Here is a 17,424-nt window from a genome sequence, read left to right on the forward strand (position 1 = left end):
TGCCGACGTGCCGGCGGGTGGATCGAGCAGTAACCTTCTTCCATCTCTCCCGCGTGGTTCATTGATGTCGTTTTTCCTGCCGCACGAACTCGTGCGCCGCTTGCCCCCGCCGCTGCGCCGCGTCCATGCCGCCGTGGCCGTCGCCCTCGGCTGGGTTCTCCTGGGCGTGCTGTGCCTGGGCTGGTCCCTGCTGGCGGTGCTCCTCTATCCCCTGCTGCCGCGCCGGGCCGGGCTGCGGGTCGGCCGCCTCGGCATCATGGGCGGCTTCCGCCTCTACCTGGCCGGCCTGTCGGCCTTGGGGGCCTGCCGCTTCGACCTGAAGGCCCTGGATACCCTGCGCGATTCCGGCCCCCTGATCATCGCCCCCAACCATCCCTGCCTGCTCGACGCGGTGATGGTGGTGTCGCGCCTGCCCGACGTGGCCTGCATCATGAAGGCCGAGTTGATGGACAACCTGTTCCTCGGCGCCGGGGCGCGGCTCGCCCGCTACATCCGCAACGATTCCCTGTTCGGCATGATCCTGCTGGCGGTGGACGATCTGCACCAGGGCAACCACCTGCTGGTGTTCCCCGAGGGCACCCGTACCACCGGCGGCCCGGTGGGGCCGTTCAAGGGCAGCGTGGCCCTGGTGGCGCACCGGGCCCAGGCGCCGATCCAGACCGTGTTCATCGAGACCGATTCGCCCTATCTGAGCAAGGGCTGGCCGGTGCTGCGCCGGCCCGAGCTGCCCATCACCTACCGCATCCGCCTGGGACAGCGCTTCGACCCGCCCCAGGATCCCCATGCCTTCACCCGGGAGCTGGAAGCCTATTTCGCCGGGACCCTGTCCCCGTCGCCCTCCCGGCCGCAGCCGGACCATGGGCCGGCGGACGGGGCGTCCTGCCGTTGCGCCGACGCGGAGTCGGTACCGGCCCGCTCCCGGGCCGTGTCTTGATTCATTTCTGATTCCCCACATTCTTTCCTCCCCCTTGCCTGTACCCATGACCGAATCCGCCGCCGCACCCTCCACCACCCACCTGGTGCTCATCCCCAGCTACAACCCGGGGGAACAGGTCTATGCCACGGTGCGGGCCGCCCGGGCTTGGTGGAACCCGGTGTGGGTGGTGGTGGACGGCAGCCGGGACGGCACCGCCGAGGGGCTGCTGGCCATGGCCGCCGAGGACCCGGGGCTGCGGGTGGAGGTGCTGCCGGAGAACCGGGGCAAGGGGGCGGCGGTGCTGCACGGCCTGGACCTGGCCGCGGCGGCGGGTTTCACCCACGCCCTGACCATGGATTCGGACGGCCAGCATCCCGCCGATCTGATCCCCGCATTCATGGCCCGCTCCCGGGAAACGCCGGGGGCCATGGTGCTGGGGGTGCCGGTGTTCGACGCCAGCGCCCCGGCGCTGCGCGTCAAGGGGCGCAAGGTGTCCAACTGGTGGGCCAACCTGGAAACCCTGTGGATGGGCATCGGCGATTCGCTGTACGGCTTCCGCGTCTATCCCATCGACCCGCTGCGCGCGGTGATGCGTGGCCAGCGCTGGATGCGCCGCTTCGACTTCGATCCGGAAGCCGTGGTGCGCCTGGCCTGGCGCGGCGTGCCGCCGGTGAACCTGCCGGCCCCGGTAAAGTACCTGCGTCCCGAGGAAGGGGGCGTTTCCCACTTCAACTACCTGCGCGACAACACCCTGCTCACCTGGATGCACACCCGGCTGTTCATCGGCTTCGTGCTGCGCCTGCCGCTCTTGGCGGCGCGGCGCCTGAGCGGCCGCTGAACAACTGGTGAAGGGGGCGGCCCGGGGACGGCCGCGATCAGCCGCCCAGGGACGTCCAGCGCACGATCTGGGGGCCGGCCAGGGCGGTCAGCACCATCAGGGCGGGCATGGCGGCGAAATAGGTGCCCACCACCCGGCGGATGCGCGGGTGGGCCTGGTTCAGTTCCAGGAAATGGACGATCACCAGGCGGCTCTTCACTGCCACCAGCAGGGCGGCGGCCACCGCCAGGACGATGCCGCCGTAGTGGCTCTCGCCGAGAAAGCCCCCGCCCAGGGTGAGGGCGAGGAGGACCAGCCAGGTCCGGGTCAGGCGCTTGTCGGGGTTCATGGCGTGCTCCTCAGTGCAGCACGTAGAAGAGGGGGAAGATGGCCAGCCAGATCAGGTCGGTGGCGTGCCAGTAGCAGCCCAGGGCTTCCAGCCCCTGGTAGTCCGCCGCCGAGTAGGCGCCCATGCGGGTGCGGGCCATCACCCAGAGCAGGCCGAGGATGCCCCAGCTGACGTGGACCAAGTGGTTGAAGGTCAGGTAGTAGTAGGTGGTGAAGAAGATGCCGGCGCTGCCGTCGATGCCCTGGGCGATGTTCCACTGCACCTCGAAGAACTTCACCACCGGATAACCCAACCCCAGCACCAGGGCGGCCCCCAGCCAGCGCAGGCAGGCGCGCTGCTCGTCGCGGCGGATGGCGGACAGCGCCCGGGCGATGGCGTAGCTGCTGCTCAACATGAACACCGTGTTGGCCGTGCCGGCCGCCAGGGACAGGCGCGCCGCGCCGGCGCTGAACGCCTCCGGATGGTGAGCCCGGGCGATGAAATAGACCAGGAACATCAGGCCGAACTCGGTGAGTTCGCAGAAGATACCCACCCAGATGCCCTTGTTGCCGGGAATGCGGGCAACGGAAGCGTCGGCGGGGGGCGAGGGGGGATGGGGCAGGGTCAGGGTGGCGTTCATGGCATCACGCGGGCAAGCCGCTCCACGGCGGAGCAGCCGTCATTGTGCGCCGCCGCCTTGGCCGGGGCAGGTACAGAAAAGTCAAAAAACCGGCATGACAGTTTGTTTGCCCCGGTCTTTGTTTGCTGCACTCGGCCCGGAGTGATGGCCCCGTGCCGGAAATGCGCCGAATGGGTGCCGAAAGCCTGCCAAAAGCGCACTGAATGCAGGCGAGGCGTGCCGCCAGGGGGATGAGTTTCCGCAAGCGAAGACGGTTTCGATCCCCTGTGCCACAGGGGCGCCAGAGGGCGCGGGAATCGGGGGGGGGGCGCACCGCGCGGGATTGGGTGCGGCGGGCCTGCCCGCTTGTCGGCCTGCCAGCCGTTCCGGCTCTCCGGGCGCACCCCGGCGCCGTGGCGGCGGGCCTCCCACCTGGGGGGAATACTTTAATAAAATTAATATATCCAGCCTGCGGAAATATGAAGGTCCGCGCCAGTATTGGAGTTTGGCATTCGGCCTGTTGGGACGTATTAAAAAAATTCAAGTATTGGGTGGCGCATTCCCGCTCGCTGCCGCCGCGCTTTGCCCCGCCGTTTGCGCCGAATCCGTGTTCGCGGGGGCGGTGCCCGATTGGCGAATATGGCGCTCCGCCTTTCCGCCCCGCTCGCGCCGCTGCCAAAGCAAACGGGGCGGGGCCACATGATGCACATGTGGCCCCGCCCCGTCGGCAGCGCCGGTGGGCGCTGCGGCGTCAGGAGACGTCGATCAGGCGAAGTTCTGCGCGGCGAAGTCCCAGTTGGCCAGGGAAGCCAGGAAGGTTTCCACGAACTTGGGACGGGCGTTGCGGTAGTCGATGTAGTAGGCGTGTTCCCACACGTCGATGGTCAGCAGGGGCTTACCCTCGCCGGTCTTGAGCGGGTTGCCGGCGGCGCCGGTGTTGGCGATGTCCACGGAACCGTCGTCCTTCTTCACCAGCCAGGTCCAGCCGGAGCCGAAGTTGCCCACGGCGGAGGCGGTGAAGGCCTTCTTGAACTCGTCGAAGGAACCCCACTTCTTGTTGATGGCGTCGGCCAGGGCGCCGGTGGGAGCGCCGCCGCCGGCGGGCTTCATGGAGTTCCAGAAGAAGGTGTGGTTCCACACCTGGGCGGCGTTGTTGTAGATGCCGCCGGCCGGGGCCTTCTTGAAGATTTCTTCCAGACCCAGGTTCTCGTACTCGGTGCCCTTGATCAGGTTGTTCAGGTTGGTCACGTAGGCCTGGTGGTGCTTGCCGTAGTGGTACTCGAAGGTTTCTTCGGAGATGTGCGGAGCCAGGGCGTTCTTGGCGTAGGGCAGGGGGGGCAGTTGATGTTCCATATTGTTCTCCGTTGCAGTGGGGGATGTTGGAGCGCCATACCAAGCCAGCAGACCAGCGAACCAGCCGGGAAGCGGCGCTCTGAACCTTTGGATTCTATGCGGGGGGCGTGGCGAGCACAACTTCGCGGTCAGCCGCGCTTGGGCGCGGCGGCCGGCACCAGGCTGGTGGATTCGACCCGGACCGCCGCCGATCCTTCGTGCAGGCGCAGGGACAGGCCGTCCCCCGGGCGCAGCGCCGCCGCCTGGCGGACGATACGGCCCTCGGCGTCGAAGGCCAGGGCGTAGCCCCGGGCCAGGACGCCTTCCGGCGACAGATGGGCGAGCGCCGCGCCCAGATGGGCGAGGCGCTGCCGGGTACTTTCCAGGCGCTGGCGCGCCGTGCCGTGCAGGCGTTGCTCCAGGGCCGCCAGCCGCGCCTGCTGGGGCGCCACGCTGGGGCGGCGGGCGCGCAGCCGGCCGTCCAGGCGGGAGAGGGCGGTGTGCTGCTCGGCCAGCCGGCGGCGGCCGGCCTGGGCCAGACGCTGGGCCAGGGCTTGCAGGGTTTCCCGGTGCCGGGCGATGCGCTGGGCCGGGTGGATCAGGCGCCGCGCCAGGTAGTCGAGGCGCTGGCCGTGGTCGTCGATCAGCCGGCCGGCGCGGCGCGCCAGGCGGCGGTGCAGCTCGTCGAGCCGGTCGAGCAGGGCCTCCCGGTCCGGGCTGGCCAGTTCGGCGGCGCCGGTGGGGGTGGGGGCGCGCAGGTCGGCAGCGAAGTCGGCGAGGGTGAAATCGGTCTCGTGGCCGATACCGCTCACCACCGGCAGGGGGGCGGCGGCCACGGCGCGCACCACCCGCTCGTCGTTGAAGGCCCACAGATCCTCGATGCTGCCGCCGCCGCGCACCACCAGCAGCACGTCCACCTCGGCCCGGGCGTAGGCGGCCTCCAGGGCGGCGACGATGCGCGGCGGTGCCTCGTCGCCCTGGACCGGGGTGGGGTAGAGAATCACCGGAATGTGCGGTGCGCGCCGTGCCAGGGTGGTGAGCACGTCGCGCAGGGCGGCGGCCTGGGGGCTGGTGACGATGCCGATGCGGCGCGGGTAGGCCGGGATCGGCAGGCGGTTTTCTGCGGCGAACAGCCCCTCGGCGTCGAGGCGGGCCTTGAGCCGCACGAACTGCTCGTAGAGATTGCCCAGGCCGGCGGGGCGCAGGGCTTCGACGTTGAGCTGGAAGTCGCCCCGGGGCTCGTAAAGGGACACCAGCACCCGGGCCTCGACCTTCTGGCCGTTCTCGGGGCGGAAGCCCAGGGTCTGCACCCGGCTGCGGAACATCACGCAGCGGGCCTGGGCCTGGTCGTCCTTCAAGGAGAAATAGGCGTGGCCGGAGGCGGCCAGGGTCAGGTTGGAGATTTCGCCGCTGACCCAGCACAGGGGGAAGTTGCCCTCCAGAATCTGGCGCACCCGGCGGTTGAGCGCCGAGATGGGCAAGGGCTTTTCTTCGCGCAGGGGCGGGGCGGACGAGGGGGAGGAATCCCCTGGAAACGATGAAAATTCGGGTGGAAATTCAGCCATGCCGGCATTGTAGCGGAGGCCGCCGCGGCCTGATTGATCCACAGGCCGGCGAACTGTCAAGGTGGGAGAGTGCTTGCTCACCCGCTATGCCGCTTGTCACCGTGAATAAAATTCAACGTGTTGATTTTTAACGATAAATATTCTTGCGTAAAAAATGTGCAAGGTAAGCCGTATTTCGCTGCCACGGCCCTTTGCGGCGTTCCTCGACAACCTATTCACAGAGTTATCCACAGACTTTGTGGATAAATCCGTACGGCATGGCGCCCTTGCCCGGGGACGGGGCGCCGGATAAAGTTCCGACTTTCGCGCCGTGACGTGCGTCACGGCGTTGCCCCGACCCCGGCGCCCCATCCCGGCGCCTTTTTTGGGGATCGCCGCCGGCGGTCCCGCCAGAATTCCGGAGAGTTCCGTGTTCGCCATCATTCAAGCCGCCGGCTGGCCCATCTGGTTCCTGCTGCTCGCCTCGATCATCGCCCTGGCCCTCATCATCGAGCGGCTCCAGGCCCTGCGCAGCACCAAGGTCGTGCCCGCCGGGCTGCTCCAGCAGGTGGTGCAGCAGTACCGCCAGGGCGGGGTCAACGAACAACTGGTGGCCGGGCTCGAAGCCGGCTCCCCCCTGGGCCGGGTACTGGCCGCCGGCCTGCGCAACGTGCGCGCCTCCCGGGAGGTGATGAAGGAATCCATCGAGGAAGCCGGCCGCGCCGTTACCCACGAACTGGAACGCTACCTGACCACCCTTGGCACCATCGCCTCGATCTCCCCCCTGATGGGCCTGTTCGGCACCATCGTCGGCATGATCGAAATCTTCGGCTCCCAAGGCCCCTCCGGCGGCAACCCGCAGCAACTCGCCCACGGCATCTCCATCGCCCTCTACAACACCGGCTTCGGCCTGATCATCGCCATTCCCAGCATGATCTTCTGGCGCCACTTCCGCGCCAAGGTCGATGCCCTGGTGATCGACATGGAGCAGCAGGCGGTGCGGCTGGTGGAAGTCGTCCACGGCGACCGCACGTAAGGAGCCGGCCATGGACTTTCGTCGCGGCCGCGGCCGGGAAGAGCCGGAGATCAACCTGATCCCGATGATCGACGTGCTGCTCGTCATCATCATCTTCCTCATGCTCACCACCACCTATTCCCGCTTCTCCGGGCTGGAGATCAACCTGCCCCAGGCCGATGCCGAGCAGAAGCAGGAAAAACCCAACGAGATCAACGTGGCGGTCACCGCCGCCGGCCAGGTGGTGGTGGACAAGCAGACCCTGGCCAACGGCGAGGTCGGCACCATCGCCGAGGGCCTGAAACGGGCCGCCGGCGACCGCCCCGACCCGCTGATCGTCATCAGCGCCGACGCCAAGGCCACCCACCAGTCGGTGGTGGACGTGATGCAGGCGGCCCAGGCGGCCGGCTACCCCCACATCTCCTTCGCCACCCAGCAGACCGGACACTGATGGATGCGGGGCGGCCGCCGCCGTCCCGCTCCATGCTCCGGGGCCTGGCGGCCGAGCTTTCGGCACACTGCCTGTAGGCCTGCCGCCGATTCTTCCCGACCGTTCCCCACGTGACCCTTCCCTCCGCCCCGGCGCCCCGCGACGGCCTGGCCGCGGCCCTGGCCCGGGCCTGGTTCCGTCCCCGCCTGGCCGCCGGCCTGTGGCCCCTGGCGCCCCTATCCGGCCTATTCGCCGCCGTCAGCGGCCTGCGCCGCCTGGCCTACGCCCGGGGCTGGGCGCGGACCGAGCGGCTGCCGGTGCCGGTGGTGGTGGTGGGCAACCTCACCGTGGGCGGCGCCGGCAAAACGCCCCTGACCCAGGCCCTGGCCCGGGAACTGGCGGCCCGGGGCAAGCGCCCGGGCATCGTCAGCCGGGGTTACGGCGGCAGCGGCGGTGCGGCGGGCGACGCCCCCCGGCCGGTGGCCCCGGGCGACGATCCGGCGGTGGTGGGGGACGAGCCCCTGCTGCTGGCCGCCACCGGCGTGCCGGTGTGGGTCGGCCGGGATCGGGCCGCCGCCGCCCGCACCCTGCTGGCCGCCCATCCGGATACCGACCTGATCCTGTGCGACGACGGCTTGCAGCACCTGCGCCTGGGCCGGGACTTGGAAATCGCGGTGTTCGACCGGCGCGGCCCCGGCAACGGCTGGCGCCTGCCCACTGGCCCCCTGCGCGATCCGCTCCCCCGCCTGGGCCGGCTGGCCGGGGGGGGCGCGGTGGTGGTCAATGGCGGCCGGACCGCCCTGGCCGGCCGGCTCGACGCCCACCTGGGGGCGGTGCCGGTGTTCGACATGACCCTGGCGCCGGAGGACTTCGTCGCCCTCGACGACCCCGGCCGCCGCATCGCCCCGGCCGAACTGGCGGCCCGGCTGGCCGCCGGCGGCCGGCGGGCGGTGGCCATCGCCGGCATCGGCGACCCGTCCCGTTTCTTCGCCACCTTGGGCGATCTCGGCCTGTCCTGCGAAAACCGGGCCTTTCCCGACCACCACGCCTACGGCCCGGAAGATTTCGCCGGGCTGGAGGATGCCGTGGTCCTGATGACCGAGAAGGATGGGGTAAAATGCCGCTCCCTGCCGCTGGCCGGCCGGGCGCAGGAGGCCTGGGTGCTGCCCGTGGCGGCCCGCCTCGCCCCGGACCTGGCGGCTTACGTTCTGGAGAAAATCGATGGATGCTCGCCTGCTCGACATCCTGGTCTGCCCGGTGTGCAAGGGCAACCTGGAATACCAAAAGACTAAGCAGGAACTGGTCTGCAAACCCTGCAAGCTGGCCTACCCGATCCGCGACGACATCCCGGTGATGCTCGAACAGGAAGCCCGCCCCCTGAGCGCCGACGAGGCCTGACCCGCCAGGGTTCAGCGCTTCCGGATTCCTTCCCGGCCGGGCTGCCGCGCCCCGCGCCGGATCATCCGCTCCCGGGCCTGTCGCCGGGACACCTTCCGCCTTCCTCGCCATGACCGTTCCCTTCCACGTCGTCATTCCGGCCCGCTTCGCCTCCACCCGCCTGCCGGGCAAGCCGCTCCTCGATCTGGCCGGCAAGCCCATGGTGGTGCGCGTCGCCGAGGCCGCCGCCCGTGCCGGCGCCCAGTCCGTGCTGGTGGCTACCGACCATGACGGCGTGGCCGCCGCGGTGCGCGAGCACGGCTTCGCCGCGGCCCTGACCCGACCCGACCACCCGAGCGGCACCGACCGTCTCGCCGAGGTGGCCGAACAGCAGGGCTGGGGCGGCGATACCCTGGTGGTGAACGTCCAGGGCGACGAGCCCCTGATCGATCCGGCCCTGGTGGCGCTGACCGCCGCGCGGCTGGCCGAGAGCGGCGCCGACATCGCCACGGTGGCCCACCCGATCGTCGCCGCCGAGGACTTCTTCAACCCCAACGTGGTCAAGGTGGTGTGCCGGGCCGACGGCGACGCCCTGTACTTCTCCCGAGCGCCGATCCCCTACGCCCGGGACGCCTTCGCCGCCAGCCGCGAAGCGCTGCCAGCCGGGCTGCCGGCCCTGCGCCACGTCGGGCTGTACGCCTACCGGGCGTCCTTCCTGCACGCCTACGCCGGGCTGGCCGCCTCGCCCCTGGAGCAGTTCGAGGCCCTGGAACAACTGCGCGCCCTGTGGCACGGCTACCGCATCACCGTGGCCACGGTGGACCATCCCCCCGCCGCCGGAGTGGATACGCCGGAAGACGCCGAGCGGGTGCGGGCCGCATTCGTGACATCGGCCGAACGCGCTGAATCCAAGGCCCCTGGCGGCCGGGCGGTTTGACCAACCCGGCCCATTGCGGGTAAGGTTCGCGCCGCCGGCGATCCCGCATAAAAACAGATGCCCGGAACCACCGGGCCGCGTTTTGAACAGCCCCAAAACCGACGTTTCCAGACGTTTTCAAGAAACCGTTTCGTCGATATCCACATTTCCGAGGACCACACCATGCGACTGATTCTTCTGGGCGCCCCGGGCGCCGGCAAAGGCACTCAAGCCCAATTCATCCGCGAGAAGTTCGGCATTCCCCAGATTTCCACCGGCGACATGCTGCGCGCCCACGTCAAGGCCGGCACCGCCCTGGGCCTGGAAGCCAAGAAGTTCATGGACGCCGGCGGTCTGGTGCCCGATGAGGTGATCATCGGCATGGTGAAAGAGCGCCTGACCCAGGACGACTGCAAGAACGGCTACCTGTTCGACGGCTTCCCCCGCACCATTCCCCAGGCCGAGGCCATGAAGGAGGCCGGCGTGGCCATCGACTTCGTTCTCGAAATCGACGTGCCCGACGCCGACATCATCGAGCGCATGGCCGGCCGCCGCGCCCACCTGCCCTCGGGCCGCACCTACCACGTCAAGTACAACCCGCCCAAGGTCGAAGGCAAGGACGACGTGACCGGCGAGGACCTGGTGCAGCGCGACGACGACAAGGAAGAGACCGTCAAGAAGCGCCTCGACGTCTACCACGCCCAGACCGAGCCCCTGGTGGCCTACTACTCCGAGTGGGCCGCCACCGGCGACGCCAAGGCTCCCAAGGTGCGCAAGATCGCCGGCGTGGGTGGCGTGGACGAGATCACCGCCCGCGCTTTCGCCGCCCTCAAGTAAGCCTCAGCACGTCCTTTCCTCCGGACCTGCCCGTTGATCGCTGCACGCTCCAGGAACGCGCTGTACTTCCAGTCCGGCGGCGTGACGGCGGTCATCAACGCCACGGCGGGGGGCGTCATCGACGCCGCCCGCAGCCTGGCCAAGGCCGGGGCGCCGATCGGCACCGTGCTGGCGGCGCGCAACGGCTTCTCCGGGGTGCTCAAGGAAGAGCTGATCGACACGGCCTCGTTATCCGACGAGGCCGTGCTGCGTTTACGCCAGCTGCCGGGCGGTGCTTTCGGCGCCAGCCGGCGGCTGCTGCCGCCCTACGACGAACGTCCCGACCAGTGGGACCGGGTGGCGGCGGTGCTGCGCGCCCACGACATCGGCCACGTGCTGGTCAACGGCGGCAACGGCTCCATGGAGACCGCCCGCCTGTTCGTCGAACTGGGCCGGCGCTATGGCCTGGACATCACCGCCGTCGGCCTGCCCAAGACGGTGGACAACGACCTGCTCGACACCGACGTCTCCCCCGGCTTCGGCTCGGCGGCCAAGTACCTGGCCACCTCGATGCGCGAAGCCAGCCTGGACCTGGCGGCCATGAGCGGCGGCGCCCGGGCCACCAAGGTGTTCATTCTCGAAGTGATGGGCCGCCACGCCGGCTGGATGGCCCTGTCCACCGCCCTGGCCCAGGACGCCCCCGGTGCGGCGCCCCACCTGATCCTGCTGCCCGAGGTGCCCTTCGACGAGGCCCGGGTGGCGGCGGCGGTGGAAGCCACCATCGCCCGGGGCGGCTACTGCGCCATCACCGTCGCCGAGGGGCTGTCCGGCCCCGACGGCAAGCCCCTGGCGGTGGAGCGGGACTCCACCACCTACGGCCACGAGCAACTGGGCGGTGTCGGCCCCTGGCTGGCGGACCGGCTCCAGGCCCGGCTCGGCGTCAAGTGCCACTGTGCCGTGGCCGACTACCTGCAACGCTCGGCGCGCCATCTGGCCTCCCGGGTCGATCTGGAGCAGGCCTGGGCCGTGGGGGCGGCGGGCCTGGAATGGAGCCTGTCGGGCACTACCGGGGTGATGGTGGCGATTCGCCGCCTGGCCGACGCGCCCTACCGCTGGGACCTGGTGCCGGCCGCCCTGGAGGGCCTGGCCGACCGGGAGCGCAAGGTGCCGGCCGATTTCCTCACCGCCGACGGCCTCCACGCCAGCCCCGCCGGGCGCCGCTACCTGGCGCCCCTGATCGCCGGCGAAGCCTATCCGCCCTTTAGCCACGACGGCCTGCCCGATTACCGTTGGGATTGCCCCCCGGTGCGGGCACCGCGCCTGCCGCCCTTCGCCCTGTAGCGGCGCCCTGCGCCGCTGGCCGCTGACCAACGGAGCTTCCCCTGCCCTCAGGCGGGGAAACGGGCCGCCAGGGCCTGGGATACGTCCGCGAGCACCCCATCCCAGTCCCCGAAGGACGACTGGTTGAAGATACGCAGGGAGGGATACCAGGGGCTATCGGCGCGGCGATGCAGCCAGCGCCACTCGCCGTCGAAGCGGTTGAGCATCCAGACGGGCCGGTTGAGGGCGCCGGCCAGGTGAACCACGGCGGAATCGATGGTGATCACCAGGTCCAGGTTGGCCGCCAGGGCGGCGCTGTCGGCAAAGTCGTTCAGCTCGTCCGTCCAGTCCAGCCAATCCACCCCGTCCGGAATGGCCGGACGCTCGTCTTCGGGGGCCCATTTCTGCAAGCTGACCCAGGTCACGTTCCGGTTTTCCAGCAGGGGCCGCAACCGCTCGAATTTCAGGCTGCGGCGGGCGTCGGCCTGGTGGGCCTTGCGTCCGGCCCAGGCGATGCCGATGCGCGGGCGCCCGGGGGCCGCCCGTTCCAGCCGTTCGCGCCAGTAATCCTGGGACGGTGGGAGAACGCGGAGGTACGGCACCGTCCGCGGCACCGTATCCGGCCGGGTGCCGAAGGCCCGGGGCAGCGAAAGCAGCGGGTATTGCCAATCCCAGGCGTCGTTGTCCGCCGGCAGGCGGGTGAAGAACGCGACGCGGTCGCCGAAGGACCATTCCAGAAGGCGCTGGAGCGGCGGGGCGCAGGCGAAGCCCACCTTGGCGAAGCGTTCGGTGGCCAGGGGCAGGTAGCGGGAAAATTGCATCACGTCGCCAAAGCCCTGCTCGGAGATCAGCAGCAGCCGCTTGCCGGCGGTTTCGCCCTGGCCCGTCCACTGGGGCAGGGGGCTGTTCGGGCAGTTCAGGGTGCTGTTCGCGGCCTCCGCCGAGCCCGTCCAGCGGGCCTCGTAGTTTTCCCAGCCGGCCGCCCAGTCCCCCCGCTTCAATTGCAGCATGCCCAGGTTCAGGCGCGGCATGGCCATGTCGGGGTCCAGGTTGACGGCCTGGGCAAAGCACGCCTGGGCTTCGTCCAGGAATCCCAGGTCCTGGAGCAGGAAACCCTTGCTGTTGAGCACGGCTGGTTGTTCCGCCTGGATCGCCAGGGCCCGCTCATAGCATTCCATGGCCGCCGCGAAACGGCCGGCCCGGTAGTGTTCGATGCCCTGCTGGTGGTATTCCCCGTTGGCTGCGGCGAGGGCCTGGTGTGCCGCGCCGGACTGCTTCTTTTCCAGGTAGAGGACGCCGAGGTTGTTGCGGGCGATGGCATGGCGCGGATCGAGGGCCGCGGCTTTTTCATAGGCGGCCAGGGCGGCGTCCTGGTCTCCCAGGCGTTCCAGGGTGGCGCCCAGGTTGTTCCAGGAGAGGGCGTGGTCCGGGGCGATCTCCAGGGCCTTGCGGTAGCTGGCGGCGGCCTGTTCGTGCGCCCCGGCGTCGCTGTAGGCCAGGCCCAGGTTGTAGTGGGCATCCCGCTGCCCGGGGGCCAGCCGCGTGGCCTCCAGGCCGGCTGCCACGGCCCGTTTCGGCTGGCCCTGGCGCCGGTACAGTTCGCCCAGGTTGCTGTGGTAAAGAGCCACCTGGCCATCGCCGGCAATGGCCGACTCCAGGCAGTTCACGGCCTCCGGCAGGTTGCCGGCCCTGAAGAGGAGCAGGCCCAGGGCATGCCAGGCGGGATGGAAGTGGGGCGCCTCGGCGACGATTTGGCGGCAGCACGTCTCGGCCTCCGCAAACCGGCCCTGGGATTCCAGGGCGGCGGCAGTGGCAAAGCGTTCCCGCAGGGCAGGAGAAATCATGGGATGGAAAAAAGCCGCGGAGAGTCCAGATCCGCGGCTTTGAGTCGGTGAGGTTGCAGGGAGGCCGGTCAGAAATTCCAGCGGAGTTTGACTGAAGCCGTCTGGTTGTTGAAGCCCTCGCGCAGTTCCAGGTCGTAGCGGGCGGTGACTTCCGGCCCGTTCTTGAGCGACTTGGAGATACCGAGGCCGGCCCGGGCCAGCCAGGGCTTGGGCGAGACGCCGTAGGTGACGAACGACTGGCCGGGTTCGCCGGCGAAGGCCGAAGTCATGGCGGCGCGCTTGCTCAGGGCGTCGTAGCCGACCCCCAGGTTGCCCATCACCGCCAGGCCGTCGGCCAGCTGATGGCTGACCTTGCCGTCGGCGGCCAGCAGCAGCTGGTCCGTGGTGCGGCCATCGACCTTGAGGTTGAGCGCGTCGGCGCCGTGCTCGGTATATCCCGCATCCCGGATCCAGGTGTAGTCGGCGCGGACCGACGGCAGCCAGCGGGTCTGCTCCCCCAGGGCGTAGGACCAGCCCAGGCCCACGCCGGCGTGGGCGGTGAGGCTGTTGTAGGTGGACCGGGCCGTCTCGCCCAGGAAGCGGATCTGCCGGCTTCCCTCGTTGCGGTTGTTGCCCACATCGACCTGCCAGTTGATTTCCCGGGTCGCATCCAGGCTGTAGCTGCCGTAGCTGATCAACTGGTACAGATCCACCTTGGCGCTGTTGGGCGCCACGTCCGACTGCCCGGTCACGCTGGCGTTGGCATAGGCCAGGGCAAAGCCGACCCGGGTGCGGGCGGTGACGGAGCGGTCGATGCCGAGGGCCAGGCCGGCGGTGGTGGCCTTGTAGCCGGCCACGCCGCCCGAATTGTCCTGGCGGGCCCAGGAGCCGAAGGGCTTGGCCCACACGTTGCCGTCGTTGAAGAACTCCTCGCCGGACGACAGGCCCCGGTTGGCCTCGATGCGGGCCTGGATCACCCGGTTGACGCCGGACAAGGCCGAGTTGGCGGCGGCGATGCTGCTGCCGGTGAGCAGGGGCAAGGTCTGGCTGACTGCCTGGGAAACCTGCTGGGTCGTGCTCAACTGGCCCAGGGCGGTGCGCACGCGGGCCCAGGCCGGGTCGTTGCCGACGACCACCTGGTCCAGCACCCGGGCGGCGCCGAGGCCGGGGGTGTTGTTGTGCTCCTGGGCGCTGCCCAACACGGTGGGGCCGCCGTTGTCGCCCGCCGCGACGATCTTCAGGCCGAAGTCGTTGGCGGCGTAGACTCCCTTGAAATCGTACAAGGCCGAATTGTCGCCGACACCGGCGAATTGGCCGCTGACCCCCCCGGTGGCGTGGATCACGCCGGTGAGGGTGGAGCCCACCGTGAGGGTGGGGGTGCCGATCACGTTGACGTACGCGACGCCGCCCAGAGTGGCGGAGCCGGACACGTTGATCTTGCCGTAGTTGGTCATGCTCGCCACTGCCGGGCTGAAGGTGCCGGTATTGACGAGGTTGCCGGTGATGGCGGCGGTGCTGCCCTCGCCGATCTTGAGGGTGCCGTTGTTGGTGAAGCTGGAGACGGTGAACTGGTTGCCGTTCTGCAGCGTGTAGACCGCCCCGGAATCGACGAAGGTGGGGGTGTTCGGTGCCACCACGTCGCCGACGAACAGGGCCGTGTCGTTGCCTCGGATGTGGATGCTGTCGAGGGAGGACGTGCCATCCACGTTGATGGCGTAATTGCCGCCGCTGATGGTGCCGCTGTTGGTCAGGCCGCCCGTGATGGCGCCGTTGTCCACGACGGCGATGCCCGTGTCGCTGCCGGCAATGGTGCCCGTGTTGGTGATGCCACCCGCCAGCAAGCTGGTGGGAAAGCCCGATGCGGAACCCACCTTGATGGCAACGTTGGCGCTTTCAATGCGGCCGTTGTTGACGAGCCCCCCGGTCAGCATGCTTCCCCAGTCCAGCCGGATCGCCCTGCTGTCGCCGTAGATATAACCATTGTTGACGATGCCGCCGTTTACCGCCGCGCCATTGCCCAGGCCGATACCGTAGTAGCCGCCGGTGATGGTGCCATAGTTGGTGATGCCCTGGCCGATCTCGCTGGCAGCATGTGCGCCGTCGTCAAAATAGCCGACGACGATACCCCCCTTGAGGTCCGTCCCCTGTCCGCGAATGAGCTGATAGTTAGCGATGCTGCCCGTAAGGGTGGCCCCTTCGATAAGGATGCCGGCTCCAGAGCTTGTGTTGTCGCCGGCAATCGTACCGCCGTTGATGATGTCACCATGGACCACGGTATTGCTGGTCAGCGCGATACCGCTGATTCCACCATTGAGAGGGCCAAAGTTCGTGATGTTGCCTCCCAGAGAGGCGTTTTCGAGGCGGATGCCTGTTCCGTCATCGAGGGTGCTGATGCGGCCGAAATTAATGATGCCGGCGACGGAACTGTTAAAGACACCGATGCCAAAGCCGCCATGGCCGACGTCGATGGTGCCGGTTTCGGCGTTGAGGATTTCGTCATGCACGAAGGCGCCGTTCCGAATGCTGATGCCACCGCTGAGGGAGGTGCCGCCATCGTTGATGACGCCATAATTTGCAACACCGCCACCACCGCTACCAATGGTGGCGCTATCGATTGCAATGCCCGTGCTGTTGTATCCGCCAAGCTGGATGGTGCCGTAGTTGTTGACGCCGTAGTTTACGGTGCTGCCGTCCTTGACATAGATGCCCACCATGCTGCCCATCGTGCCGTCGCTATCCGGCGCGGCAACGATGGTGCCATTGTTGGCGATACTGCCCTGGACGGTGCTCGTCCAATCGACGACGATACCGCCGCCATTGTCCCCCGTCATGGTGATCCGGCCGGTTGAGCTATTCTGGATGTTGCCAGAAACCGTGTTGTCCATCCGGATAAAAATACCGGTATTGGCAGTGATTTCGCCATTGTTGACGATATTCCCCTGCACGGAGGAGCCTTGCTCGATGCGAATGCCGGCGCTGTAAACGTCGTTGCCGGTGATGGTGCCCGAATTGGTGATGTCGCCGATGATGGTGGATTGGGCGCTGATATGAATCCCATCCCCATCCTGGCCGGAGATGGTTCCACCTGCCTCGTTGGTGATACCGCCGTTAATCACGGCCTGGAAAATGTCGATGCCGTTGTTCCAGGCAGAGATTTGGCCACCGGCCTGGTTGGTAATGCTGCCGAAGAGGCTTGGGGCGAACTGGCCGTAGGGGGTGCCGCCATGGATGCCGATGCCTGCTTGAGTGCCGCTCAGCGTCCCGCTGTTGGTGATGCCGCCAAAAATCTGGCCCTGGCTTTCCACCCGGATGCCGTATTTGCCGCCGCTGATTTCGCCGCTGTTGGTCACGCCATTGTTGATCGTGCCCCCTGCCTGGACTTGGATGCCTGCACCGTGGTCGCTGATGATGACGCTCGTAGCCGAGTTGACCACGCTGCCCACGGTGCCGGCATTGACCATGATGCCGTTGGTGCCAAGGGAAGACCCATCGAGAAACATGTGGGAAACAATCAGCCCGTTGTTTTGCAGGGTGCCGGTGAGGGCGTGCCCAGGTCCGATGTTTATACCGTTACCATTGAGGCCGCTGGTTTCGATGGCGCCTCCGTTGGTGATGTCGCTACCCGAGATCACCTCGACGCCGGGGCCATTGTTCGTACTGGGCGCAACCGTGCCGGAGATTTCGAGGCAATGGCCGTTATCCAGCACCTGGGTGGAGCTCGAGTAGCCCGTTGCATCACAAGCTGCCAGGGCCTCGCCCCCTGCCAGGGCCAACACTGCAGCCGCTACTGCTGCCGTCATGGTGCGGATGCTGGAGGGCCTCCCGCCGGTGGCGGCCTTTTCGTGGGCGACGACGTAAGCCCGGCGTGCCTGGCTCCAGACGGTACTGTGGATTTTATTCATGACGGCCTCCCCGCAGATGTGACGATTCAAGCGGGGGAGGGTAGCGGGATTTGCTTTTCTGAAACTGAGCAAATCTGAGCAAATCCGAGTGGAATATTGCGCTCGCAGCAATGCGCGCTGCGGCGGCCCAGGGCGGGCCGTTCGTCAGGGTGGCCGGAGCGTCGCGGCTCCGGTGTGGGGGGCGGGAATCGCGGGAGTTGCGGCCGGCAGGCGGCCCCGTCGGGGGGGATGGGCCGCGTCAATGCTCAGGCCGTTTTCGCCACCTATGG

General features: G+C 68.4%; 15 protein-coding genes. 9 read left to right on the top strand and 6 right to left on the bottom strand.

Annotated elements, in window-relative coordinates; translation table 11 throughout:
- Nucleotides 1–91 precede the first annotated feature (91 nt).
- Nucleotides 92–934, top strand: a complete 843-nt coding sequence (locus V7Z98_RS06770; protein ID WP_334157436.1) for a lysophospholipid acyltransferase family protein — start codon at nucleotides 92–94, stop codon at nucleotides 932–934.
- 46 nt (nucleotides 935–980) lie between these two features.
- On the top strand, nucleotides 981–1,754 hold the full coding sequence (locus V7Z98_RS06775; RefSeq protein ID WP_334157437.1) for a glycosyltransferase family 2 protein: 774 nt from the start codon (nucleotides 981–983) through the stop codon (nucleotides 1,752–1,754).
- A gap of 37 nt (nucleotides 1,755–1,791) precedes the next feature.
- Here the strand turns inward: V7Z98_RS06775 and V7Z98_RS06780 are convergent, their stop codons facing one another.
- The 4 genes from V7Z98_RS06780 to xseA form a co-directional block, all read right to left on the bottom strand.
- A complete protein-coding gene (locus V7Z98_RS06780; RefSeq protein ID WP_334157438.1) occupies nucleotides 1,792–2,082 on the bottom strand; it encodes a cytochrome C oxidase subunit IV family protein in 291 nt (96 codons plus the stop codon).
- Nucleotides 2,083–2,092: 10 nt separating this feature from the next.
- Nucleotides 2,093–2,701 carry a cytochrome c oxidase subunit 3 family protein gene (locus tag V7Z98_RS06785; RefSeq protein WP_293263697.1) on the bottom strand — a complete coding sequence of 203 codons (609 nt, stop codon included), beginning with the start codon at nucleotides 2,699–2,701 and terminating at the stop codon, nucleotides 2,093–2,095.
- 744 nt (nucleotides 2,702–3,445) lie between these two features.
- Nucleotides 3,446–4,033 carry a superoxide dismutase gene (locus tag V7Z98_RS06790; RefSeq protein WP_334157439.1) on the bottom strand — a complete coding sequence of 196 codons (588 nt, stop codon included), beginning with the start codon at nucleotides 4,031–4,033 and terminating at the stop codon, nucleotides 3,446–3,448.
- A 128-nt stretch (nucleotides 4,034–4,161) separates the two neighbouring features.
- Nucleotides 4,162–5,577 carry an exodeoxyribonuclease VII large subunit gene (gene xseA / locus V7Z98_RS06795; RefSeq protein WP_334157440.1) on the bottom strand — a complete coding sequence of 472 codons (1,416 nt, stop codon included), beginning with the start codon at nucleotides 5,575–5,577 and terminating at the stop codon, nucleotides 4,162–4,164.
- 409 nt (nucleotides 5,578–5,986) lie between these two features.
- Here xseA and V7Z98_RS06800 point away from each other — a divergent pair, with 409 nt between their 5' ends.
- The 7 genes from V7Z98_RS06800 to V7Z98_RS06830 all read left to right on the top strand — a co-directional run bounded on the left by V7Z98_RS06800 (nucleotide 5,987) and on the right by V7Z98_RS06830 (nucleotide 11,451).
- The gene (locus tag V7Z98_RS06800) at nucleotides 5,987–6,592 is read left to right on the top strand and encodes a MotA/TolQ/ExbB proton channel family protein (protein WP_293263700.1); all 606 of its coding nucleotides are present in this window, start codon (nucleotides 5,987–5,989) and stop codon (nucleotides 6,590–6,592) included.
- A gap of 10 nt (nucleotides 6,593–6,602) precedes the next feature.
- Nucleotides 6,603–7,022, top strand: a complete 420-nt coding sequence (locus tag V7Z98_RS06805) for an ExbD/TolR family protein (protein WP_293263701.1) — start codon at nucleotides 6,603–6,605, stop codon at nucleotides 7,020–7,022.
- Nucleotides 7,023–7,132: 110 nt separating this feature from the next.
- Nucleotides 7,133–8,293: a tetraacyldisaccharide 4'-kinase gene (gene lpxK, locus V7Z98_RS06810; protein WP_334157441.1), complete on the top strand. Its 1,161-nt coding sequence runs from the start codon at nucleotides 7,133–7,135 to the stop codon at nucleotides 8,291–8,293.
- On the top strand, nucleotides 8,223–8,399 hold the full coding sequence (locus tag V7Z98_RS06815; RefSeq protein ID WP_293263703.1) for a Trm112 family protein: 177 nt from the start codon (nucleotides 8,223–8,225) through the stop codon (nucleotides 8,397–8,399). The genes lpxK and V7Z98_RS06815 overlap by 71 nt, the downstream gene beginning before the upstream one ends.
- Before the next feature lie 109 nt (nucleotides 8,400–8,508).
- The gene (gene kdsB, locus V7Z98_RS06820) at nucleotides 8,509–9,315 is read left to right on the top strand and encodes a 3-deoxy-manno-octulosonate cytidylyltransferase (RefSeq protein WP_293263704.1); all 807 of its coding nucleotides are present in this window, start codon (nucleotides 8,509–8,511) and stop codon (nucleotides 9,313–9,315) included.
- 162 nt (nucleotides 9,316–9,477) lie between these two features.
- Nucleotides 9,478–10,131, top strand: a complete 654-nt coding sequence (gene adk, locus V7Z98_RS06825; RefSeq protein WP_293263705.1) for an adenylate kinase — start codon at nucleotides 9,478–9,480, stop codon at nucleotides 10,129–10,131.
- A 33-nt stretch (nucleotides 10,132–10,164) separates the two neighbouring features.
- Nucleotides 10,165–11,451 (top strand): 6-phosphofructokinase, encoded by a 1,287-nt coding sequence (locus V7Z98_RS06830; protein ID WP_334157442.1) that lies wholly within the window; start codon nucleotides 10,165–10,167, stop codon nucleotides 11,449–11,451.
- A gap of 47 nt (nucleotides 11,452–11,498) precedes the next feature.
- Here V7Z98_RS06830 and V7Z98_RS06835 read toward each other — a convergent pair whose 3' ends face one another.
- The gene (locus V7Z98_RS06835) at nucleotides 11,499–13,274 is read right to left on the bottom strand and encodes a tetratricopeptide repeat protein (RefSeq protein WP_334157443.1); all 1,776 of its coding nucleotides are present in this window, start codon (nucleotides 13,272–13,274) and stop codon (nucleotides 11,499–11,501) included.
- Nucleotides 13,275–13,342: 68 nt separating this feature from the next.
- A complete protein-coding gene (locus V7Z98_RS06840) occupies nucleotides 13,343–17,155 on the bottom strand; it encodes an autotransporter domain-containing protein (protein WP_334157444.1) in 3,813 nt (1,270 codons plus the stop codon).
- Nucleotides 17,156–17,424: the final 269 nt, after the last annotated feature.

Source organism: Oryzomicrobium sp. (assembly GCF_036820405.1).
Classification (GTDB): Bacteria; Pseudomonadota; Gammaproteobacteria; order Burkholderiales; family Rhodocyclaceae; genus Oryzomicrobium.

What these genes read in the sequence shown, in the direction of transcription:
- V7Z98_RS06775 (WP_334157437.1), top strand. Translation starts at nt 981, where the DNA reads ATGACCGAATCCGCCGCCGCACCCTCCACCACCCACCTGGTGCTCATC.
- V7Z98_RS06780 (WP_334157438.1), bottom strand. Translation starts at nt 2,082, where the DNA reads ATGAACCCCGACAAGCGCCTGACCCGGACCTGGCTGGTCCTCCTCGCC.
- V7Z98_RS06785 (WP_293263697.1), bottom strand. Translation starts at nt 2,701, where the DNA reads ATGAACGCCACCCTGACCCTGCCCCATCCCCCCTCGCCCCCCGCCGAC.
- V7Z98_RS06790 (WP_334157439.1), bottom strand. Translation starts at nt 4,033, where the DNA reads ATGGAACATCAACTGCCCCCCCTGCCCTACGCCAAGAACGCCCTGGCT.
- xseA (WP_334157440.1), bottom strand. Translation starts at nt 5,577, where the DNA reads ATGGCTGAATTTCCACCCGAATTTTCATCGTTTCCAGGGGATTCCTCC.
- V7Z98_RS06805 (WP_293263701.1), top strand. Translation starts at nt 6,603, where the DNA reads ATGGACTTTCGTCGCGGCCGCGGCCGGGAAGAGCCGGAGATCAACCTG.
- V7Z98_RS06815 (WP_293263703.1), top strand. Translation starts at nt 8,223, where the DNA reads ATGGATGCTCGCCTGCTCGACATCCTGGTCTGCCCGGTGTGCAAGGGC.
- kdsB (WP_293263704.1), top strand. Translation starts at nt 8,509, where the DNA reads ATGACCGTTCCCTTCCACGTCGTCATTCCGGCCCGCTTCGCCTCCACC.
- adk (WP_293263705.1), top strand. Translation starts at nt 9,478, where the DNA reads ATGCGACTGATTCTTCTGGGCGCCCCGGGCGCCGGCAAAGGCACTCAA.
- V7Z98_RS06835 (WP_334157443.1), bottom strand. Translation starts at nt 13,274, where the DNA reads ATGATTTCTCCTGCCCTGCGGGAACGCTTTGCCACTGCCGCCGCCCTG.
- V7Z98_RS06840 (WP_334157444.1), bottom strand. Translation starts at nt 17,155, where the DNA reads ATGAATAAAATCCACAGTACCGTCTGGAGCCAGGCACGCCGGGCTTAC.